Genomic DNA, 21,117 nt, shown 5'->3' with positions numbered 1-21,117 from the left:
GCAGGACCGTCCCCGCCAGTGCGAGGTAAGGACACGCGCCCATTCTCGTCTCCTTCGTCGGCGCGCACCAGAGCCGATCTTCGAGCCGGTGCGCAAAGGGCCGCTCAGCCGCCCTCCGGCACCGCAAGGTGAACCATGACCTGGTCTCCTGCAGCGAGACCGGCCGCTGTCCTGATGGCCTTTTTGACCGGAAGCAGATAGGTCCCGCTCTTGCTGTCAGGAAAGAGGGACGTGGACCAGTTGTGGCCGGAGACGGTCGCAGTGATTTTGACGGAACCAAAGCCCCGTCGAAATGCCGCCGTATCCTCCCTGATCTCCGCTGCGAGCTGTTCCGGAAGGGTGAGGAAGTGCCATCCTGCTTCTCCCGGATAGTGCCACAGCGTGGCCGTGAAGGCATAGGTCAGCGCCATGCTCTGATGGGCCTTAGAGCGAGCCGCCGGCGACTTCCGGCGTCCCCGCATCATCTCCGGGTCCGCCACGGCCGCCTCCGTGACCATGATGTCCCCCGTGCCCTCCGCCGTGCTGGCCGGCGTCGCCCACCCTTTCGCGGGCGAGGAACGTCTCGACGTCGAAGAGGTTGTCAGCCCGGCGCGCGACATTGAGAAGTGTGGACATCGATGCCACCTCTTCAACCTGCTCCTTGAGGAACCAGAGCATGAACTGTTCACCCAGGGGGTGGTTTTCAGACCGGGCCGCGGCGAACAATTCCTTGATGCGGTCCGTGACCTCCACCTCCTGGGCGAGGGCAAGGACCAGTGGTTCCTCCGCCGATGCGAAGTCGTTCCGGACCGGGTCGATGCCGGGGATGGTGATCTTGATGCCACGGTCCAGGATGTAGCGGACCATCATCATGGCGTGGTTCCGCTCCTCCAGCGACTGGCGGTAGAAGTGCTTGGCCAGCTGGGGCAGGTCCTGTCCGTCGAACCAGGCAGCTATGGCAATGTACTGCTGGGAGGCCGCGAACTCATTACCGACCTGGCGGGTCAGCAGTTCGTTGAATTGGGGGCTCATGGGGGCTCTCCTCAGGTCGGTGTTCAAGGGTGTGGACCTGCGGCGCCGGGCCTCTGCTGCCCCGGGACTGCCGGAGGGCCTGAAACGAGCGTCCTCCGCTTTCGATCTCCGCGTCAAGACCCTGCTGCCTCTGCCAGGGGTGCGCTTCGACGGACCGCCTGACCGTCAGGCCGCCTCGAGGATCTGTTTCAGCAGGGCGAGATCTTTGCGCATCGCGCGGCGCATCATGGGAGCCATCAGGAGGTTCATAACGGCGGAGAATCCCGCTGGTTGGCCGGTGTTGCGCAAAGTCATTCAGGTTGCGGAGCCGTCGGTGTCTGCCCAGGTGTACGTGGTTCGCATGGGGAACGGGCCCTGGGCCGTCCGCATCACCAGCTTCGTGCCCGGGTTTAGCTCGGTGAATTCGTACACGTAGTCCAGGTTCCGGCCCAGGAACGGGGCACGGAAAGCCAGCCGGGATCCGACCGCCAGGGGCGGCGTGGATTCCCAGCGGACCGACTTGATGTTGGTGTACCACCTGGGGGCGTTCCCGGGGTCCGAGGCGTAGGCGGCCACGACCTCGCGCGGCCGGTCGATGACAATCTCCGTCGCGACGTCAACCATATCTATATCCCTTCCGTCAAGCGTCCGCCGCGCATCAGATACCGGCTACTTCGCGGCCCGTGAACGCTACGAGCCGGTCCATGCCCGCCGCCGATTCATCAACGAGCGTTTCCTCGGCAAAGCTGGTGCCGCGCTGCTGCGGGCTGATGGTGTTGCGGGCAAGGCCCAACACGTAGTCGGCGAGCACGGGCGAGACCGTGAGCTCCTGCCCGGTGGCCTTCGCGAAGTCCCAGGCGTGGACCAGCAGTTCCAGGTTCAGGATGTTTGCGACCAGCGTCGCCGGGAGCTCCGCGAAGCCCATGTCCAGGCTCCCTTCCAGGCCGCGGGCACGGAAGGCTTCCAGCGTGTCCCGCGCGGCGTCGGCAATCCGGGCCTCCGGCGACGCTGACGGCTGTGCAGGAACGGCCACCCCGAGCGCCTTGCCGATCGAGGCAATCGAACCGGAGAGATGGTCCAGCAGACCGGCCACGGTGAAGTCCTCGCAGGGCGTGGGGGCAGCCATGTCCGAGTCCTTGAGGCCGCGGAGGACGCGCTGCACGACGGCGAGCCCGGCTTCGGCGCTGCCCAGTTCGTCGAGGGGGTCCGGGGCCGCCGACCACTCGTCGGCTCCGGCATCGCCGCTGGTGGCCAGCAGCACCAGGCGCTCCAGGAAGTGGTTCCAGCCCTCGGCATGGTCGACTTCCTGCGCCGCCGTCAGCCCCTCATGGATGAGCTGGACGGTAGTTCCGCCGTCGACCGCTTCCAGCGTCACGGTCACGGTGGAAGCACCGGGCGGCAACTGGCCGTCCCCTTCCCAGCCCCACGTGTAGACGACCCGTTTTCCCGGCTCGATCTCCGTGAAGGTTCCCATCGCCACATGGCCGGGGGTGACGGTCCAGCGGTAGTCTCCGCCGATGCGCAGGTCGACCCGCACCGCGACGGCCTGCCAGCGGCGGAGCCTCTCCGGCTCCGTGATGAGCGCGAAGGCCGCGTCCGGATCAACCGGGAGGAAGACAGTTTTGCTGAATGACATCAGTTTTTCCCTTGCGATGGTGGTCGTGGGAGCCGGCCGGCGTCAGCCACCAGCAGGTCCAGTTCGTTGGTCCAGAAGGAGTCGAATTGTTCACGCAGCCGGACCATCCCGGCCGCGTCCAGACCCTCATCATGCACCCACCGGAGAGACAGCAAACAGGAGCACCCCATGCACATTGATATGCCGACCCGATACGACGTGGAACGTCTGGCGGCCGCACGCGATCCCCACAGCGTCACGGTGTATTTATCGACGAGCAGCGTCCCGGCCGATTCGGAGCAGAACCAGACCAGGGCGCGTGTTTTGTTCGGTTCCGCCATCGATCAGCTCCGTGAGGTGGGAGGCAAAGAACCGGTCGCCGCGATAGAAACGTTTCTCAACGAGCTGCTGGGAGCCCCGGAGTTCTGGTTTGACATGGGGCGGAGCCTGGCCATCTTCGCGACACCGTTATCGGTTCTTGAGTTCCGTTTGCCCAACGAGCTCGAAGACCACGTGAGCGTGACTGACCGCTTCGCAATAACCCCGCTCCTGCGGGCCTTGACCTTCCCGAACGCGGCGCTCGTGCTTGCGATCTCCCAGAACGGGGCCCGCCTGGTGGAAGTCTCGGCCGAACGGCCTGCCGAAGAAGTCACTGTGCCGGGCATGCCCAGTGATGCCTCGAGTGCCGTTGGGCTAGACTCGATCGGCGGCCATGCCCCCGCCGGGCGGCTGCAGGGCGACGAGGGACGCAAGGTGCGGCTGACCCAGTACGCCCGGGCCGTCGACCACGCGCTTCGTCCGCTGTTGAACGGTCAGTCGTTACCGCTGGTTATCGCTGCGACGGAGCCGCTCAGGAGCATCTACCGCAATGTCGCGGGATACGCACACCTCGCTTCAGAGGTCATCGAGGGGAACCCCGACGAGCTGACCTCGGCCCAGTTGGCGGACGCGGCGCGCGGTGTGCTCGACCGGATCTACGCGGCCGATCTTGTTGCGCTGCAAACGACATTTGAGGAGCGCCGCACCAACGGTCGTGCCTCGACGGACCTCAGCGATCTGGCACGGGCGGCTGCCTTCGGTGCGGTGGCTACGCTCGTCGTGGACATGGATGCAGAGGTCAAGGGTTCCGTGGGAGACGATGGCGTGCTCAGCCTGGATTCGGAGACGGGCCAGGACGCGATCGAGGAAATTGCCCGGCGGGCGCTCGGGTCGGGTGCCCGCGTCCTCGCGGTGCGACGATCCGATATGCCGGAGAATGTACAGGCCGCCGGAATTCTTCGCTACACCATCTAAGTCGTACTACCCGGTCTGAGGGGCGGTGCCGGCGGCCGGGACCGGAGTGAAACCCTGGGCGAGCTCGATCAGGATGCGGGTGCCGAAACCCGTCGCGCCCTTCGAACGCCAGAACCCAAAGGGCTGCTGCGAGGTATACCCCCTGGGACGGCAGCCTGGAACCACCGCCCATTGGCCTCGGGCGGAGCATCTCGTAGCATGTCGACTAGTGACCCGGCACGTTCGCTGGCCGGGGGGCGAAAAGGATGAGCCGTGGTGAGTGACGGCACCGGCCAGGGTCCGCCGGGCGAAAGTATCGCGGCGGGCAGGCCACCCCGCGGCGTCACGGAGGCCGTCACCACGATGATGCGCCGGGGCGGCGTCCCGGGCCTCTCCCTGACCGTGGTGAATCGCGATCGTGTGCTCCTCGCCGCCGGGTACGGTCTCGCCAACCGCTCAGCACAGACGCCTGCAACAGCCTCGACGTCGTATCTGTGGTTTTCCATGTCCAAGATCGTGACCGCGACGGCTGCGTGCCGGCTCGTTGACGAAGGCCGCCTCGATGTGAACGCCCCGGTCGACGAGTACGTAGATTACCTGCGGGCGCCCGGGACGACGACGCCGAGCGTGGGCCAGTTGCTCAACCACACCGCCGGCTTCGGCAACCCGCTGCCCATTCGCTGGGTGCACCCGGCCGGCGTGGATCCGCCGGACCCCGGGGCCCTGCTCCGCCGTCTGATGGGCAGGCGCCGCGCCTACCGGTATCCGGCCGGGCACGGCGCCAGGTACTCCAACGTCGGCTACCTTGCCGCCGGACAGGTCATCGCCGCCGCGTCCGGGATGCCGTTCGAGGCGTATGTCCACCGGTCCGTCCTGGGACCTGCGGGCATGGGACACACCGGGTTCCGCTACCAGGAGGGCGCAGTGAAGGCGACCGGTTACGTCAAGGCGCCGCGGATCGTGGACCCCCTGCTGCGCGGCCTGCTGCCCCGCGGGGTCGCCGGGGACCGCCACGGGCCGTGCCTGTCCCTTAACCCCTTTTACGTGGACGGCCCCGCTTACGGCGGCCTGGTGGGTGACGTCCTGAATGCGGGCCGGTTCCTTCGTTTGCACCTTCGCGACGGCGAGATCGACGGAGCCCGGGTCCTCTCCCCCGAATCGGCCCGGAACATGCGCACCATTGACCAGGCAGGCAGGCCGTTCGACCACGGAACCGGCTGGTTTCGCCGGCCGACGAAGGACCCAGGGCAGTGGGTGGAGCATTTCGGCGCCGGCGCGGGCTTCTGGAACGTTATGCGCCTCTACCCCGGCCGCGGTCTCGGCATCGTGGTCATGAGCAACAGCACCAGCATGTACGATTTCGAACCGCTCTTTGCGCTCCTGGCCTCTGCATCGTGGCCGTAAGCGGCGTCAGCACCCGATGCCGCACGGACGCCCATCACCGGGGTGCCGTCGGCGCGGCGGATCGAGCTGTGGCAGCTACCCGTCCTTGCCGACGTTCTGGATGCCGACAGGTTTGCCCGGCCCGGTGTTGGTCCGCCTGGTGATCAACCACGTGATGAACCAGAGCACGACGCCGATCGCCATCAGACCACCGGCGATCTGGTATTGAACGACGGGTCGGCCGACCCACGGACCGGCGAGGAAGGCACACAGCAGTGCCGCGACGAGTGGCAGCTGCCCGGGCGAGGTGAAGAACACCTCGCGGTTGAGGTCCCTCTTGCCGCGGAGCACGAGGCAGGCCACATTCACCACGGTGAAGACGCACAGCAGCAGGAACGCCGTCGTGCCGGAGAGGTTCGCGACGACGTTGCTGTCCGGGTCACTGGTGACGTACCAGATAAGCCCCAGCGCGAGGGCGGTCGAGAAAACGATCCCGGCCCACGGCGTACGGCGCCCCGGAAGGACCTTTCCCAGCGGTCGCGGCAGGACGTCCTGGCGGGCCATGCCGTAGATCAGGCGGCTGGCCATCAACATGTTGATCAATGCGGTGTTGGCGACTGCGAAGACCGCGAGAAATGGAAAAACCTGGTCGATCGGGAAGTCCGGTGAGCCCTTGCCCACCACTTCGAGGAGCGCGGCGCCCTCGGCCTCCCTGATCCCTTCGAGTTCGGTGGGCGAGAGCACGGTAACCACGGACACGGCCACCAGCATGTAGAGGATCACCGCGATGCCCAGACCGGTCAGCATGGTCCGGGGAAAGATCCGCTCGGGATTCTGGGTTTCCTCGACCATGTTCACCGAGTCCTCGAAGCCGACCATTGCGAAGAACGCGATAGAGGTGGCCGCGGTGACTGCCAGGAACAACCCCTTGTCCTGGGAGTCGGTGAAGACAGTGATCTCGGCGAGGTTCCCGTTCCCTTGGGCCATCACGTAGAAACCAACGCCGATCACGATGCACAGGGCGGTCATCTCAATCAGCGTAAGGACCACGTTGAACTTCACGCTCTCCCCCACGCCCCGCAGGTTGATCGCCGCCAGCAGCAACATGAAGCCCATCGCGACGGCGGTGATCGCTCCCTGTCCGGGCATGCCCATCCAGCCGTTGACCTCAAAGCCCCCAAAGAGGTTCTGGGCGAGTACGTTCGCGGATGTCGAGGCACTCGTGATGCCGGAGCAAACGACGGCGAATGCAACCAGGAAGGTCACGAAGTGGATACCGAACGCCTTGTGGGTGTACAGCGCTGCACCGGCCGCCTGGGGGTACTGCGTGACCAGCTCAAGGTAGGAGAAGGCGGTCAGCGTCGCGACGATGAACGCGAGCAGGAACGGCAGCCAAACGAGGCCGCCGACCGTGCCGGCCATGGTTCCGGTGACCGCGTACACACCGGCGCCGAGGATGTCACCGACGATGAACAAGAGCAGGAGCTTGGGTCCCAGGACCCGCTTGAGTTCCGGTTCGTCACCTTCGGGAGTTGCGTCGAACACTTTGCCTTCGGTTGTGCTCATGGTTGACCTCCACAGCAGGTACGCGGCTCCCCGCTAAACCGCGGCCGGAGTCCCGATCTCGACGTGATCTACTTCACCTTGGCCTTCCCGCGGCGCTTTGGCAACAGTCAAATGAGAGGTGCCGCGGAGTGACGCCGGGACCGCCCAAGAACACCCGTTCCGTCGCTGCGATTCAGGAGGACAGCTTCCCGTCAGCGACGCCGGTCGAGCGCCTCGAGGAGCCGCCTGGCCGAGCCGCCGAGGTTCCACTCGGTGGCGAGAGTCTCGAGTTCAGCGCGCGAATCCCCGACGACGGGATGCAGTTCAGCGCCCGCCTGCTCAAGCGTCGGCAGCTCAAGGTCGCGCACGACGTTCACGACGGCGGGCGCGACCGCGAGGTAGTCCGCGGCCGCTGCCAGCTTCGACCGCATGGAGGCGGACAGCCCGCTGCCCTCATCGGCCGCCGCAGCGAGCAGCCCGTCGAGCGTGCCGTACTCGCCAAGCAGCGACGCAGCGGTCTTCTCGCCGATGCCGGCGACGCCCGGCAGCCCGTCGGAGGTGTCGCCACGGAGCGTCGCATAGTCGGCATACTGCCTGGGAAGCACACGGTACTTGTCGACGACGACCGCGTCGGTGAGGGTTTCGAGGTTTTTCATGCCGCGCGCGGTGTAGATCACCCGCACCTGGCGGGCGTCGTCGACGACCTGGAAGAGGTCGCGGTCGCCGGTTACGACGTCGACGGGAAGCTGAGCGTGGCTGGCGTAGGTGCCGACGACGTCGTCGGCCTCATGTCCGGCGGCCCCCACGACGGCGATGCCGGCGAGGTCAAGCACCCGGCGGATCATTGGGATCTGCGCCTCGAGCGCGTCCGGCACGACCTCGACGTCGGGGCTACCCGCGACCACCTCCGCGACCCGGTGCGACTTGTAGCTCGGGATGAGATCGACCCGCCATTGCGGGCGCCAGTCGTCGTCCCAGCACGCCACGAGATGCGTCGCATCGTAGTCGGTGGTGAGCCGGGCGATCATGTCCAGCAGGCCGCGAACGGCGTTCACCGGGGTGCCGTCGGCGCGGCGGATCGAATCGGGAACGCCGTAGAAGGCGCGGAAGTACAGCGACGCGGTGTCGAGCAGCATTAGGCGGTGGGGCATAACTGATCCTGACACGGAAGACCCGCCCTGAGAACCCGGCTCGTGCCCGGGCGGCCGTTCAGAGCTCCTGGTAGTAGTACAGCATCGGCTCTGTGCCGTTGGGCTCGGTGTTGGAGAAACCGCGTGCCTCGTAGAACCGGCGTGCCTCGAGGTCCTCGCCGTCGACGTTGATTTCGATCAAATCGCCGCCGCGGTCGCGGACCAGCTCGCAGGCGGCGGCGAGCAGCGCGCTGCCCAGACGCTGGCTGCGCCGGTTCGGACGAACGTACAGTTCGTCCAGGATCGCGACCGGCCCCTGGTACCAGACATTGAGCCGGAAGCTCAGCACCGCAACTCCGCCGGCCGGTTCGCCGACCAGCAGCACCACGACGTCCTCGCCCGTCAACAACCGGGCCAGCCGCGGCGTCAGCTCGTCGATGCTCGGCGTGGGCGTCTCGAACTCGGTGTTGAAATCGTGGAGCATTCGGGCAACAGTCGCCGCATCGGCCGGAGTCGCCCGGCGCGGCGTCCCGGCGTTGATGGGGTCATCAGAAGTCACCGCTTCATCATGCTGGGCGCAATGGGCCGGCGTCCACCCTGGCGTCCGCTGCGAACCGGCTCGGGTCCCTGGAATCCTCAGCCGTGTTCTTGGGATCTCCCGGGGCAACCAGCTCAGCCGGTGACGTTTTCGAGGACGATGGCGAGGCCCTGGCCGACGCCGGTGCAGATCGCGGCGACGCCCCAGCGTTCACCGGAGGCCTGCAGGGACCGGGCCAGGGTGCCGAGGATGCGGCCGCCGGAGGCGCCCAGGGGGTGGCCCATGGCGATCGCGCCGCCGTGCCGGTTCACGATCGAGGCATCGATGCCCCAGGCGTTGATGCAGGCCAGGGACTGCGCGGCGAAGGCCTCGTTGAGTTCGACGGCGCCGACTTGGTCCCAGCCGATCCCGGCCTTGGCGAGCGCCTTGTTCGCGGACTCGACCGGGGCGTAGCCGAAGTACTGGGGGTCGTTGGCGTGCGCGCCGCGGCCCGCGATCCGGGCCAGGGGTTCCAGGCCCAGGATGCCGGCGGCGTTCTCGGAGCCGAGCCAGGCCGCGGACGCGCCGTCCGAGAGCGGGGAGGCGTTCCCGGCGGTGACGGTACCGTCCCCGGTCCGGAACACGGTCTTGAGCCCGGCGAGTTTCTCCGCCGAGGACCCGCCTGCCGGGTGATCCCGTACTTCTCCCGGAGCCGCTCGGTGGCCTCGCGTGCGAAGTGGCTTCCCCACCACACTTGTCTACTGACATACGGAGCGGGCTCCGGCTAAAATCAGGGTCCCACGGTCTATCGACCCGACGCCCCGGCGGTTCGGCCAGACCGATAGATCGCCGGGCTGAGCAGAGAGGCCAGCCATGGACTTCGCCCCGGCCACTGAGCATCCGTTGGATCCGTTTCCCCATTACGAGAGAATGCGGGAAGCCGCACCCGTCTTTCACGACGAGCAATCGGGGAGTTGGCATGTCTTCCGGTACGACGACGTGCAGCGGGTGTTGTCCGAACACACCAGATTTTCCTCCCGGATGGGCGGCGACGATCCGTCCGAGACCGGTCAGCTGTTCGCGTCGAGCCTCATCACCACTGACCCCCCGCGGCATCGGCAATTGCGCTCCCTGGTGACCCAGGCATTTACGCCGAAAGCAGTAGACGCGCTTGCTCCCCGCATCTTCCAGCTCACCGACGAGCTTCTGGAGGGCATCGCCTCCCGCGGAACGGCGGACCTGATCCAGGAGTTGGCGTACCCGCTGCCGGTCATCGTGATCTCGGAACTCATGGGCATACCCGCAACTGACCGTGACCGCTTCAAACAGTGGTCCGATGTGATTGTGAGCCAAACCCGGACAGGTGCGGCGACGGCGAACCACCAGGCCACCAACCAGGCGATGACCCAGTACTTCCTGGACCTGATCGAACAGCGACGGGGCCGGCCCGGCAATGATTTGATCAGCAACCTGCTCGCCGCCGAGATTGACGGGCAGAAGCTGAACGTGGCCGAACTGCTGGGCTTCTGCGCCCTGCTGCTCGTCGCCGGCAATGAAACAACCACCAATCTGATTGGCAACGCGGTTCTTTGCTTCACCGAAGTGCCCGGCACCATCGAGCGGATCGTGAAGGAGCCAGCACTGCTCCCCCAGGCCATCGAAGAGGTGCTCCGCTTTCGGTCGCCCGTGCAGTCCATGTACCGGGTGGCGGTAGCCGACACCACCCTGGGCGACGTTGAGATTCCGGCAGGTGCCCCGGTGGTGGCGTGGATCGGTTCCGCGAACCGCGACGAGAGACAGTTCGAGCGTCCTGCCCAATTTGACATCGACCGCGGTCAGATCCGGCATCTGGCGTTTGGCCACGGCATTCACTTCTGCCTTGGTGCCCCTCTTGCAAGACTCGAAGCAAGGATCGCACTGGAGGCAACCCTGACCCGGCTGCCCGGACTGACCCTCGCCCCGGGATCTCGCCTCGAGTGGATGGACAGCACCATCGTCTACGGTGTGAAGTCGCTCCCGGCCAGCTGGAACGCGGCCTGAATGAACCCGTCGAAGGCCCCGGTCGAGATCCTCGACGTTGCCGGCACCGAGGTTCGCATCTCGAGCCCGGACAAGGTGGTGTTTCCCGAGCCCGGGCTGACCAAGCTCGACCTGGTTCGTTACTACCTCGTTGTCGCTGATGGTGCGCTGCGGGGCGCCGGCGGACGGCCCATGGTGCTCAAGCGCTTCCCGAAGGGGATCGACGCTGAGCCGTTCTTTCAGAAGCGCGTGCCTGAAAACCACCCCGAGTTCATCGACACGGCGACGCTGCACTACGCGTCGGGAACATCAGCCGAAGAGGCCGTCATCCGGGATGCTGCAGGGTTGGCGTGGGTCGTGAATCTTGGCTGCCTGGACCTCAACCCGCACCCCGTGCGCGCCGAGGACCTTGAGCACCCCGACGAGCTCCGGGTCGACCTCGACCCGATGCCGGGGGTCGACTGGTCGCAGATCGTCGACGTCGCCTACGTCGTGCGGGAGGTGCTCGACGACGCGGGACTGGTGGGGTGGCCGAAGACGAGCGGGTCGCGGGGACTCCACATCCTGGTGCGCGTTGCGCCCCAGTGGTCGTACCGCGAGGTGCGGCTCGCCGCCGAGACTCTCGCCCGCGAGGTCGAGAACCGCGCTCCGGGTCTCGCCACCGCGCGGTGGTGGAAGGAGGAGCGCGGCGAGAGTGTGTTCGTCGACTTTAACCAGAACGCCAAGGACCGCACCGTGGCATCGGCGTACTCAATCCGGCCCCTGCCCGACGCCCGGGTCTCGACTCCGCTCACCTGGGACGAGGTCACCTCCATCCGGCCGGCACAGTTCACGGTGCCCACGGTGCTCGAGCGCTTCGCCGTGATGGGCGACCCCCACGCCGGCATCGACGACGCAGTGGGGCCACTGGACGGACTCATCACCTTGGCTGCCGAGCTCGGCCCCGCCGAAAGGCCGCCGCGCGGCGGCGACGGCTCGGGCCGCCGGCAGTCGGTGATGCCGCTTATCGAGGTGGCACGTGCAAAGACCAAGCACGAGGCGCTCGCGGCGCTCGACGAATGGAAAAGGCGGCATGCGGACCTCGTCCCGGCCCTGCATCCCGCCGACGTACTCGTTGACGGAATGCGCGGATCGAGTTCGCTCTGGTACCGGGTGCGGGTGAACCTGCAGCACGTCCCCGAAAAGAACCGTCCGCCGCAGGAGGACCTCATCGCCGACTACGACCCATGGGCGGGCAAGGAGTGGCCGGGGCGCCCTGGGTCGTGACAACACCTGGCCAGATCGAGCAGGTCGTTGCCGACGTCGCACGTAGTCCTTGAACGCCCCCTCAGTGGCAGCAGCGGTATCGTCCCTCGAGAGGACCGCTAAGAGTACTTCAGGCTCAGCATCAGGGCCTTGAGCTGCGCGCAATGCTCGGTGGCCATCCACGATTTCGCTGCTTGGCGGCTGGGGAAGCCTGGCACTGGGTTCGGATAGACCGACTGGTTGAAGATGACCCGGTTCTGCGCGGCGTCGTTTCCCACGCTGAGTAACGTGCATTGCGACGCCACGTCCCCCTCCTCCAGATTGCGGGGGTTCATGACCGCCATGAAGTACCCGTCGTCGCTGCCACTCCTTTCCAACACGATGTTGGGATGGAGCAACGGATCAACGACGTCCTGATTCATTACGTCGAGCACGGTCGCGGCGTGCCGCTTCTTGCGCTTCACGGCGCCGGTGTTGATCACCGTGAGATAGAGGCTGCGATCGAGGCCGTCGTCCCCGGCTCTGGATACCGGCGGATCTATCAATAGCATGGGATGAGGCTCCGCAGCCGGAGCAGGACGCGCTCGTCAAGGACGACGGAAATCAGATCCACGTGTTCGTGCCGGGAAAATCCCGGTTGGCGAATTAGAGCCCACCGCAACAGGCCGTCCGGAACCGCCCCGACGTTCACAGTGGCATCCCAGCAGAAGATGGCACCATGTGGGTATGACTCCTGCTCACGGTCTTTCCGGCTTCTTCCAGCGTCCCCACCCCATCAAACCCAAGGCCGGTCAGGAATCGGTGTGGGACTACCCGCGGCCGCCAAGGGTCGAACCGCGATCCGAACGGGTCATCGTGCGGCTTGGCGGCCAGGTCATTGCCGACACCACCGATGCCCTGCGCGTCCTGGAGACGAGTCATCCGCCTGTCTACTACTTGCCATTGGACGCATTCCCTCCCGGTGTACTCGTCCCGGTCGAGGGCACCAGCTTCTGCGAGTTCAAGGGAGAAGCGCACTACTTCGACGTCGTTGCCGGTGGAGTCGTCGCTCCCCGTGCCGGGTGGACCTACCCGGAACCCACCCGGGGGTTCGAGGCGCTCAGCACCCGGGTGGCCCTCTACCCGGGTCATATGGACTCCTGCGAAGTCAACGGCGAGCAGGTGACATTCCAGGAAGGTAACTTCTACGGCGGTTGGATCACCAGGCAGATCGTTGGTCCGTTCAAGGGCGGCCCGGGCACGGCCGGGTGGTGAGCACACTGTGGCAGCTGCTGGCGCCATGACCCCGGAAGTGGTGGTAGCACGGCGCACGTACGACAACTGACGGCCACCCCGTCGTCGGGGTGGCCGTCAGTTTCAGTGCGCTGTTGGTGTTAGTGCTCCGCTTCTGCGGCAGCCTTCTTGGCGTCTTTCTCAGCATCCTTCTCGGCGCGCAGAGCATCCGCCTCGTGCTGTTCCTCGGCTTTTTCCTGGTGGATGACCTCTGCGAAGAGCTTCTCCATCTCCTTGGCCACGCCGGCGGCTGAGGCCGGGTTCTGGCCGGTCACCAGCCGCTCGTCAACCACGACCTTCTCCTCAAAGACATCAGCGGAGACGTGGGTGGCGCCCTGTTCCTCAAGTCGGTCTGCCAAGAAGAACGGGATGACCTTGTCCTTCCCGGCGGCAACCTCCTCGTCGTTGGTGAAGGCGGCCACTTTCCGGCCCTCGACGAGGCGGAACCCGTTCTCCAATTCCACGTTCAACAGGCCGGCCGGTCCGTGGCAGACCGCACCCACCAGGCCGCCGGCGTTGTAGACGCTGGCCACCAATTTCTGCAAGCCTTTGCTGTCCGGGAAGTCCCACATGGTGCCGTGGCCGCCCACGAGGTAGACAGCGTCGTACTGGTCGGGATCAACGACGTCGACACGGGCAGTGTTGTAGAGGCCGGCGCGCGTGGTCTCGTCCTCTGTGAAGGCGACCTGGATGGGATCTTCCGTGTTCACCTCGTCGCGCGGGGGCTGGCCACCCTGGATGGAAGCAAAGTCGACGAAATGCCCGGAATCCTTGAAGACCTTCCAGGGATGTGCAGCTTCGGCCACGTTGTAGCCGGTCTTCTCTCCGGTAGCGCCGATCTCGGAAACGCTGGTCAGTACCATGAGGATTTTCTTCATGAAGTGTTCCTTTCGTTTATCTTCCACCCTACGCCCAGCCCAATTCAGCTCCGCCCTCCCCGTTTGAGAGGCGTCCCAGTTCCTTGGAACTGGGACACCCCCGGTGGGACGCTCCCCCACCGGTCAGAATTGTCAGTTTCAGAAGTCGTCTGCACTGGATTATGCGGAATTACGGGGCGGGTGCAGCCATGGCGAAGGACACGGTGGCGTAGGCGAGGGCGCCGGACATTTCCTTGAGCAGTTCCGGGTTGATGTTGCTGATGGTGTCGCACGCCCTGTGGTAGCAGGAATCAAGGTCCTTGCCAGCCACGCCGCCGAAAGCCTGTGCCTGGGCTCTGGTCTTGGACTCCACGTCGCCGCTGAACAGCCCCCCGCTTGGAATGCCTGCCTTCACGAACGGTTTGTAATCGGATCCGCCCTCAAAGCCCGTGGTCTCCGCCGGCAGTGAGTTCTCCTCGAAGAACCGGAAAAAGACGTCCTCGATCTCCTGGGAGCCATCGGGGCCTGCCTGCCCGAAATCGGAACCGTCGCAGTCGTGGATCGACCTCACGCCGTTCGGCGAGGCCGCCATGTCCACATTCAAGTAGAGCGCTGTCCTGCGGACTTCGGCCGCGCTCAGCTCCTCAACGTAGTGCCGGGAGCCATCGAGGTCATCCTCTTCGGCGCCCCAGAACGCGAACCGGACCCGGTTCACCGGCTTGATCCCGCTCTCCTTCATCCACCGGGCGGTTTCCAGGACCGCCGCGACGCCGCTGCCATTGTCATTAATTCCCGGGCCCTTCTGCACGGAGTCCAGATGGCCTCCCACGACAATGGTGCTCTCGGCGCTGCCCTCCGTATCGGCGAGTATGTTGAAGGTCTTCACCAGCTCGCCATCGCGCCGGTAGCTAAACTCCTGCCGGACCGGGGTGTATCCCGCGGCGCGCAGCTGCTCCTCGACATACCGTGCAGAGCGCTCGTATCCGGACGTGCCGGACGCGCGGTTGCCATCATTGTCATCAGCGACGCGCTGCAGCGCTTCAAGGTGGTTCACCATGCCGCGGTCCGTGAAGGCCTCCAGCACCGCGCGGGCGTCCGCGCCGACGGCGCGTTCCAGCACAGGGCCGGCCCCCGGTCCCGGCGTCACAAAACCCGGCTGCGGAGCCGTACATCCCACTAAAAAACCGATCGAAGCCACAGCAGCAGCGACCGCGGTTGCTGTCTTTGCGCGGATGTTCATCGTGTTTGGCACCCCCATGCCCAGAACCATAGTGCCTCAGCCGCTGCCGAGAAAGGTTCGGGGGCGGAACGGAGCAGACCTACTAGCGGCCCTGGTCCATCGGCATCAAACTTAAGATGATGTGGCCCTGTTCCGTGTGGCTTCGACAGGGACAGAGCCACGCACGGTGGGCGCGGAGTGTCGCCCGAGTACGACCCCGCTCCGTGAGCGCCCCGGATCTCTAAGCGTTCCGCCCAGTAATTCCACAGGCGATCCCTAAGGCGGACACAGTCGGCGAGCCCACTGTTGTTCGAACTGAGGAAGCCGCGAACACGAGGTCGGCGTGACCAGTCGATCCGCCGGCCCAAGCCCCGAACAGTGAGGTGCCCCCGATGTCACCACAACGCGAACCATGCTTCTGGAACCGTGGAAATGCTCCCTTAATCATCCTGGGCGTCGGCCTCGTCCTAGTAATGATCGCGGCAATGATACTCATATGGGTTATCAATGGTGCCCCGGACATCTCTCGCCTCCCAGGTCCTAGGTGAACGGGTCTGGCCCGGCTGATCTAAGAGCAACGTGCAGAGGAGCTGTCGTACTTCGAGAAGAAAGTCGTCTGCACTGGCCCACGCGGAAGTACAGGTCTCGAGAAGGCGACTCCTGACACGGAAGGGCTCGCAGTCTCGCCCGCCGGCCCGGTCAAAGCTCCGGTGCGTGCTCCTCGGGCAGCGCGCCCTCATCCTCGGGGTGGCGCTTGAGGTTGAGCAACGCAAGCGCCAGGCCGCCCCACACTGTGAGGATGGCAATGATCATCATGGTAATTGCGATGGTTGTCATCGTGCGGTCTCCTCGTCTTCCTCGTCCACCATGGATTGATACTCCGGGTCATGGTGGGCCTTGGACTTGCGACTCCATGGGATGAACGTCAATGCCAGCGCCAGGACCACGAGCCCGCCCGCCATGCCCCAGCCGAACAGGCCCACAAACCACTCGGGATAGCCCTCATAGGTGGTGGAGATCTTGCTGATGAATTCGTTGGACACCAGGTAGATCAGCGCAAGGGGCACCACACCGGCCACCAGCACCATCCACGCCCGGCGCATCTTGACCGTCGAAGTGCGGTTGAGGTGGGCTGACAGCATCGGGAGCTTACGCAGGAACCATGCCAGCACCACCACGGTCACCAGCGCCCCGAGCGTGATGCCGAAGCTGTTGACGAAAGCATCGGAGGTGTCCAGGAGGTATAGGCCCGTTGCCGTCGGGAAGAGTGCCAGCGACACGGCCGCGACCAGCCCGCTGACCACTACTGAAGCCTTGACCCGCCCCCAGGCCAGCTTGTCCTGCACCGCCGCCACGATGACCTCCAGGACCGAGATCAGCGATGTAACCCCCGCGAAAACCAATGATCCAAAGAACAGCACCCCCATAAGGGCCCCGAGCGGCGCCTGGGAAACAATGGTGGGGAACGCTACGAACGCCAGCCCGATGCCTTGGGTGACAACATCGTTGACACCGGTTCCGGCGGCCTGGGCCATGAACCCCAATGCGGCGAACACGCCGATGCCGGCCAGGATCTCGAATCCCGAATTGGAAAAGGCGACCACCATGCCCGAACCGGTCAGGTCGGTCCTGCGCTTCAGGTAGGAGGAGTAGGTGACCATGATGCCGTAGCCGACCGAGAGCGAAAAGAAGATATGCCCGTAGGCCGCAGCCCACACTGACGGATCTGCCAAAGCGGCCCAGTCGGGGGTGAAGAAGGCGTTGAGGCCTTCTGCTGCACCTGGCAGGAACAGCGATTGGATCACCAGCAGCAAGAACATCACCATCAGCAACGGGAGCAGGATTGAATTGGCGCGTGAGATTCCTTTGCGGATTCCGGCCACCATGATGAAGATGACCACGATCCAGATCAACAGCAGCGGGAAGAAGACGGACGGCACGTAATTGAAGCCAACTCCCGGCGCCTCGGAGACGTTGAGGAAAGTCCCGAAGAAGTAGCCCTCGGCGTCGTCCCCCCACGCTTCGGTGAAGGAAAAGATGGTGTACATCAGGGACCACGCGATAATCACCGCATAGTAGGCTGCGATGACGAAGCAGACCAGCACCTGCCACCACCCCAGCGGCTCGGCCGCCCGGTGGAGCCGACGGTAGGCAAGCGGGGCGGATCCGCGGAATTTGTGCCCCACGGCATAGTCTAGGAACAGCAGTGGGATGCCTGCCGTCAGCAGCGCCACGAGGTACGGGATCAGGAAGGCGCCGCCGCCGTTGTCATAGGCGATGTACGGAAAGCGCCAGATGTTGCCCAGCCCCACGGCTGAACCGATGGCCGACAGGATAAACAGCCTGCGCGTGGAAAATGTCTCGCGCTGCACTGGTGCGGGGCGGGAAGATGACGGGCTGCTCATCCCGACACGCCCTGCACGACCGTTGTTGGGTTAATGCTGCGGCGCTGGACGCCGCGCTTTTCTGGCCGGTCCATGTGGGCTCGCTCTCGGATGAAGGTGGAAGTCCGATTCACTGGCTATGCCGCGACTTTACTTTTACCTTTCGTTTCATGGAAGACCCGGTCTTTTCGCCGGCCGACGTCGCCAACTCAATGCTCGGCGTAGCGTTCAACCTCGCCATCTTCGCCGCGGGCGTGGCCGGCGCTGTGGTGATCAGCAACTTCGACGGGCTTGTCCTGCCAATCGTCTTGGTGGGGCTTGCCGCCATCGCGATCTTGTTCGCTATTGCCGGACGCCACACAGCATTCCCCACGTAGCCAAAAGCCGCAGCACCGGCCGCCCCTCTGACAATCGCCCCTGTAGCAATGAGGAGAGACTCATGAACGCCACGGGCAGCCTACGAATATGCCGCCGCCTGGGGGGCCGCCCCCGCCGACATGGTGCTGGTCGCCGTCCTCCATGGGACATCCACGGCGCCGCCCGAGCGGGCCTGCGAACCGCATGGCTGAACAGAGCTGGGGGAAGCTATCCCGACTACTTTCGCGCCCCTGACTTCACAGTCACCGCGCTGGCCGAGCTTCCCTCGGCCCTGGCAGCAGCGTACTGACCGCCGGTGGCCTGCCAAAAGCATGAGGGATGGACCACGTTGTCACCCATCCATTCCCAGGAGTGGTCCGAAGTACCACTGGCCCCTTCCGGGGCGCAAATATCACACGCGCGTGTATGAGGAGATTTATTCAATGAAGAAGACCCTTCGCCTTATGGCGGTCCCCACCTTGGCCTTGGCCGCCCTGGCCGTTTCAGGTTCTCCCGCGATGGCAGCGGACAATTCCTACCAGTCCACTCTGGGCCAGGTCAACGGCAGCGCAGGCTCCGGTACCGTCACGGTCGATGTCACGGGCAACCAGGCCCACGTTGTTCTGAAGGTTTCGGGCATGCCCGCGACCTTCATGGACGCCCCGTACCCGCACGTTCAGCACATCCACGGCGGAGCCGAGGGCACGTGCCCGGCGCCCTCTGCCGATAAGGACGGTGACCAGGTCATCTCCACCACCGAAGGCGCCCCGTTCTACGGCGGAATCGTCACAACCTTGTCCACCAGCGGCGACACTAGCCCCGCAGCCGGCCTTGACCTGAAGGTCGGCGGCCAGGGCGCGTCTTATACCGTTGACCGCACGTTCGAACTGAACGCCGAGACCAAGGCGGCTCTGGACGCCGGCACGGCGGTGGTCGTTGTCCACGGCCTGGACCCCGCCACCCTCAGCGCAGCCGGACAGGCCGCCAAGAGCGACCTTGCACCGACTCTTCCGCTGGCCGCCACCTCCCCCGCACTCTGCGGGACCCTGAAGGCGGGCCAGATGACCATGCCGGTCGGCGGCGCTGACACCGGCGTCACCCAGGAAACCGGCACCGATACCGGCGCCCTCGCCGTCGGCGGCGGCCTCGCCCTGATCGCCCTCGCCGGCGGAGCCTACGTCGTCCGCCGCCGCACCGCCAGCGCAGCAGCCTAAGCGCCGGCTGACTGGATCACTACTGTGAGAACCAAGAATCCCGGCCGCCACGGGGGCCTCCGTGCCGCCATGGCGGCCGGGGTTCTGCTCCTGCTGACTCTCGCCGGCTGCGGTGCAGGAAGCAACGGAACGCCCGACGCCGGCTCCCCACCTTCAGCTTCCGCCGTAACCTCCGCGGCGGCCACCACCGCCGCACCGAGGTCCGCCGTGCCGGCAGCTCCCCCCTCGAGCCCGGCTGCCGCGACCTCCGTGGCAGAGCCCGCGGTGTTGCCCCGATCCGAGCCGGTGACCTTGACGATCCCGTCGATCGGCGTGCGGACCGACCTCCTGAAACTTGGACTTCGGGAGAACGGCTCCCTGGATGTACCACCCACCGGCAGCGGCGCGCCAGCCAGCTGGTACAACGGCTCCCCCACCCCCGGGGAACGCGGACCCTCCGTAATGCTGGGCCACGTCAACGCACTCGGCGGTGCCACCGGAGTTTTCGCTGACCTCCGCAAACTCACACCGGGGACCGATGTCAACGTCTCCCGGGCCGACGGCACCACGGCGGTGTTCACCGTTGACCACGGCGCCCGGTACAGCAAAAACAACTTCCCCACCCTTGAGGTCTACGGCAACACCCCCGGAGCTGAGCTCCGGCTCATCACGTGCGACGGTTACGACCCCGCCACCGGGCTCTTCGATGACAACTACGTCATCTACGCAAAACTCAAAGTTTGAACCACTTGATCCCGCTCCTACCGGCAGCGGCAAAACGGCGCGAATGGACTGGACATGAAACACCGAATGCACGCCCTGGCGGCGCTGGCCGCCACGTCTCTACTGCTGTCCGGCTGCGCAGCAGCCGTCGGATCCGTCGGTCAGGGCAACTCCGCAGTCGTTCCCCCGTCGTCCTCAGCTGCCACCGAAGCAGGGCACGCCGGCGGTCACAGCCACGGGTCTTCCTCATCCCCGGGCGCGCCCCAAGCCGAAGGTCCCAGCGACGCGGCCCTGATGGTGTGCGGCGACCAGCCGATGGACAGGCTCACCTCCATCTTGGACCTGGACTCCAAACCGCACACGGTCACTAACTGGGCCGACAGCACATTCACCTGTACCTACCACCTCACAGAGGGAGCCTTGGAAATCTCCGTCAGGGAAGCGAAGGATCAGGTGTCGGCACTGACGTACTTCGACGCAATGCAGGCCCTGGCGAAGGACGCCAAACACATCGAAGGCCTCGCCAACCTAGGGTTCCCGGCCTATGAAACCACTGATGGGTCAGCCGTGTTCCAGAAGGACAGCTTCGTCCTTCAGGTCGATGCCACCGATTTGCCGGCAACCTTGGGACCGGAGAGCATCAGCCGGAACGCCCTGGCGTATCAGCTTTCCACCACCATCCTCGCCTGCTGGGTCGAACACCACTGACCCACCCTCACCTGCTCACCAACGCAGGCGCCGCGGGAGGTTACGCGTCAGCGGGCGCCCGTTGATCTGCGCACGAACGGGGCTTTTCCCAGGGCTGTCCGTTCAACATGTTCAACCAGCTGCACATCGACCCGGACGGGCGTGACCCCGGCGGCGTTGAGTGCGCCAGTTATGGCGGCGCGGACTCCCTCTGTGGAGGCTCCGGATGCGAGGCCCGCCATAAGGACCCGCAGTCCTAAGGCCTCCTGAATGACCTGCCACCCCGAGGCGGCGGCCTGGTCCAGAACATGGTGGAACACAATCGGATGGACACTTACACTGCCTGCTTTGCCGGGCAGCTGCAGGACGTCTTCGATGCGCCCTTCGATGTCCTCCAGAATCGTGAACGAGCGCCCGCAGGGGCAGCCCCGTCCGCCCAGTCTCACGGTGTCGGACATCTCATATCGGATCAGTGGAAGGGTGCGGGAGAACAGGACGGTGACGAGGAGCTTGGCCCCGGTTGTTCCCGGCGGCACGGGCTTTCCGTTCGGGTCCACGGGTTCGATGATCAGCAGGTCCTCGTAGACGTGCCGGTTCCGGTGGGTGCAGGGGGAGGCGATCCCTGCCGTTTCGGTGGCGGCGTAGACGTCGAAAGGGGCACTCCCCCAGGCGGCCTCCAGTTCGGAGGCGGTGTGCGGGCTGAGCACTT

At 65.5% G+C, this 21,117-nt stretch carries 23 protein-coding genes and 1 pseudogene; 9 read left to right on the top strand and 15 right to left on the bottom strand.

All coding sequences use genetic code 11. The features are described 5' to 3' along the window. Positions 1 to 104: 104 nt before the first annotated feature. The 5 genes from AC50YC_RS18775 to AC50YC_RS18755 form a co-directional block, all read right to left on the bottom strand. Positions 105 to 410: a DUF1905 domain-containing protein gene (locus AC50YC_RS18775; RefSeq protein WP_494954801.1), complete on the bottom strand. Its 306-nt coding sequence runs from the start codon at positions 408 to 410 to the stop codon at positions 105 to 107. A 13-nt stretch (positions 411 to 423) separates the two neighbouring features. Further along, positions 424 to 1,011: a ferritin gene (locus AC50YC_RS18770; RefSeq protein WP_494954800.1), complete on the bottom strand. Its 588-nt coding sequence runs from the start codon at positions 1,009 to 1,011 to the stop codon at positions 424 to 426. A gap of 165 nt (positions 1,012 to 1,176) precedes the next feature. Then, a complete protein-coding gene (locus AC50YC_RS18765) occupies positions 1,177 to 1,305 on the bottom strand; it encodes a hypothetical protein (RefSeq protein WP_494954799.1) in 129 nt (42 codons plus the stop codon). Then, entirely contained in the window at positions 1,306 to 1,614 is a 309-nt protein-coding gene (locus tag AC50YC_RS18760) for an SRPBCC family protein (protein ID WP_494954798.1), read from the bottom strand. Positions 1,615 to 1,648: 34 nt separating this feature from the next. Continuing rightward, the gene (locus AC50YC_RS18755) at positions 1,649 to 2,626 is read right to left on the bottom strand and encodes a TIGR03086 family metal-binding protein (protein WP_494954797.1); all 978 of its coding nucleotides are present in this window, start codon (positions 2,624 to 2,626) and stop codon (positions 1,649 to 1,651) included. Positions 2,627 to 2,794: 168 nt separating this feature from the next. Here AC50YC_RS18755 and AC50YC_RS18750 point away from each other — a divergent pair, with 168 nt between their 5' ends. Next, positions 2,795 to 3,898, top strand: a complete 1,104-nt coding sequence (locus AC50YC_RS18750; RefSeq protein WP_494954796.1) for a baeRF11 domain-containing protein — start codon at positions 2,795 to 2,797, stop codon at positions 3,896 to 3,898. Between the two features lie 255 nt (positions 3,899 to 4,153). Next, positions 4,154 to 5,281 carry a serine hydrolase domain-containing protein gene (locus AC50YC_RS18745; protein WP_494954795.1) on the top strand — a complete coding sequence of 376 codons (1,128 nt, stop codon included), beginning with the start codon at positions 4,154 to 4,156 and terminating at the stop codon, positions 5,279 to 5,281. Positions 5,282 to 5,356: 75 nt separating this feature from the next. Here the strand turns inward: AC50YC_RS18745 and AC50YC_RS18740 are convergent, their stop codons facing one another. The 4 genes and pseudogenes from AC50YC_RS18740 to AC50YC_RS18725 all read right to left on the bottom strand — a co-directional run. Further along, positions 5,357 to 6,826 carry an APC family permease gene (locus tag AC50YC_RS18740; RefSeq protein ID WP_494954794.1) on the bottom strand — a complete coding sequence of 490 codons (1,470 nt, stop codon included), beginning with the start codon at positions 6,824 to 6,826 and terminating at the stop codon, positions 5,357 to 5,359. A 191-nt stretch (positions 6,827 to 7,017) separates the two neighbouring features. Continuing rightward, on the bottom strand, positions 7,018 to 7,956 hold the full coding sequence (locus AC50YC_RS18735; protein WP_494954793.1) for a 5'-3' exonuclease: 939 nt from the start codon (positions 7,954 to 7,956) through the stop codon (positions 7,018 to 7,020). Between the two features lie 58 nt (positions 7,957 to 8,014). Continuing rightward, positions 8,015 to 8,494: a GNAT family N-acetyltransferase gene (locus tag AC50YC_RS18730; RefSeq protein ID WP_494954792.1), complete on the bottom strand. Its 480-nt coding sequence runs from the start codon at positions 8,492 to 8,494 to the stop codon at positions 8,015 to 8,017. Between the two features lie 113 nt (positions 8,495 to 8,607). Then, positions 8,608 to 9,168 (bottom strand): annotated as a pseudogene (locus AC50YC_RS18725) (thiolase family protein); the annotation flags it as partial. A 157-nt stretch (positions 9,169 to 9,325) separates the two neighbouring features. Here AC50YC_RS18725 and AC50YC_RS18720 point away from each other — a divergent pair. After that, positions 9,326 to 10,492, top strand: a complete 1,167-nt coding sequence (locus tag AC50YC_RS18720) for a cytochrome P450 (RefSeq protein WP_494954791.1) — start codon at positions 9,326 to 9,328, stop codon at positions 10,490 to 10,492. Then, a complete protein-coding gene (gene ligD / locus AC50YC_RS18715) occupies positions 10,493 to 11,737 on the top strand; it encodes a non-homologous end-joining DNA ligase (RefSeq protein ID WP_494954790.1) in 1,245 nt (414 codons plus the stop codon). 98 nt (positions 11,738 to 11,835) lie between these two features. Here the strand turns inward: ligD and AC50YC_RS18710 are convergent, their stop codons facing one another. Beyond that, positions 11,836 to 12,267: a hypothetical protein gene (locus AC50YC_RS18710; protein ID WP_494954789.1), complete on the bottom strand. Its 432-nt coding sequence runs from the start codon at positions 12,265 to 12,267 to the stop codon at positions 11,836 to 11,838. Between the two features lie 175 nt (positions 12,268 to 12,442). Here AC50YC_RS18710 and AC50YC_RS18705 point away from each other — a divergent pair, with 175 nt between their 5' ends. Next, positions 12,443 to 12,970: a DUF427 domain-containing protein gene (locus AC50YC_RS18705; RefSeq protein WP_494954788.1), complete on the top strand. Its 528-nt coding sequence runs from the start codon at positions 12,443 to 12,445 to the stop codon at positions 12,968 to 12,970. A 119-nt stretch (positions 12,971 to 13,089) separates the two neighbouring features. Here the strand turns inward: AC50YC_RS18705 and AC50YC_RS18700 are convergent, their stop codons facing one another. The 4 genes from AC50YC_RS18700 to AC50YC_RS18685 form a co-directional block, all read right to left on the bottom strand. Further along, on the bottom strand, positions 13,090 to 13,866 hold the full coding sequence (locus AC50YC_RS18700) for a type 1 glutamine amidotransferase domain-containing protein (protein ID WP_494954787.1): 777 nt from the start codon (positions 13,864 to 13,866) through the stop codon (positions 13,090 to 13,092). Positions 13,867 to 14,035: 169 nt separating this feature from the next. After that, a complete protein-coding gene (locus AC50YC_RS18695) occupies positions 14,036 to 14,992 on the bottom strand; it encodes a M20/M25/M40 family metallo-hydrolase (protein ID WP_494954786.1) in 957 nt (318 codons plus the stop codon). A gap of 771 nt (positions 14,993 to 15,763) precedes the next feature. Further along, entirely contained in the window at positions 15,764 to 15,901 is a 138-nt protein-coding gene (locus tag AC50YC_RS18690) for a methionine/alanine import family NSS transporter small subunit (protein ID WP_494954785.1), read from the bottom strand. Then, positions 15,898 to 17,469: a sodium-dependent transporter gene (locus AC50YC_RS18685; RefSeq protein WP_494954784.1), complete on the bottom strand. Its 1,572-nt coding sequence runs from the start codon at positions 17,467 to 17,469 to the stop codon at positions 15,898 to 15,900. Before AC50YC_RS18685 ends, AC50YC_RS18690 begins: the two co-directional genes overlap by 4 nt. 149 nt (positions 17,470 to 17,618) lie before the next feature. Between AC50YC_RS18685 and AC50YC_RS18680 the strand changes: the two genes are divergently transcribed. The 4 genes from AC50YC_RS18680 (at position 17,619) to AC50YC_RS18665 (ending at position 20,429) form a co-directional block, all read left to right on the top strand. Further along, a complete protein-coding gene (locus AC50YC_RS18680; RefSeq protein ID WP_494954783.1) occupies positions 17,619 to 17,825 on the top strand; it encodes a hypothetical protein in 207 nt (68 codons plus the stop codon). Positions 17,826 to 18,248: 423 nt separating this feature from the next. Continuing rightward, positions 18,249 to 19,019: a hypothetical protein gene (locus tag AC50YC_RS18675; RefSeq protein WP_494954782.1), complete on the top strand. Its 771-nt coding sequence runs from the start codon at positions 18,249 to 18,251 to the stop codon at positions 19,017 to 19,019. 24 nt (positions 19,020 to 19,043) lie between these two features. Beyond that, complete coding sequence (locus AC50YC_RS18670) at positions 19,044 to 19,742, top strand: class F sortase (RefSeq protein ID WP_494954781.1); 699 nt, start codon at positions 19,044 to 19,046, stop codon at positions 19,740 to 19,742. A 54-nt stretch (positions 19,743 to 19,796) separates the two neighbouring features. After that, positions 19,797 to 20,429, top strand: coding sequence for a hypothetical protein (locus tag AC50YC_RS18665; protein WP_494954780.1), 633 nt, complete (start codon positions 19,797 to 19,799; stop codon positions 20,427 to 20,429). Between the two features lie 47 nt (positions 20,430 to 20,476). Here the strand turns inward: AC50YC_RS18665 and AC50YC_RS18660 are convergent. Then, positions 20,477 to 21,117: phenylacetate--CoA ligase family protein (locus AC50YC_RS18660; protein WP_494954779.1), on the bottom strand; the 641-nt coding region annotated here is incomplete at its 5' end.

It is taken from the genome of Pseudarthrobacter sp. MDT1-56, from assembly GCF_059383555.1.
Note: the sequence above shows the minus strand (reverse complement) of the source record. Positions and strands in the feature narration are given on the sequence as shown.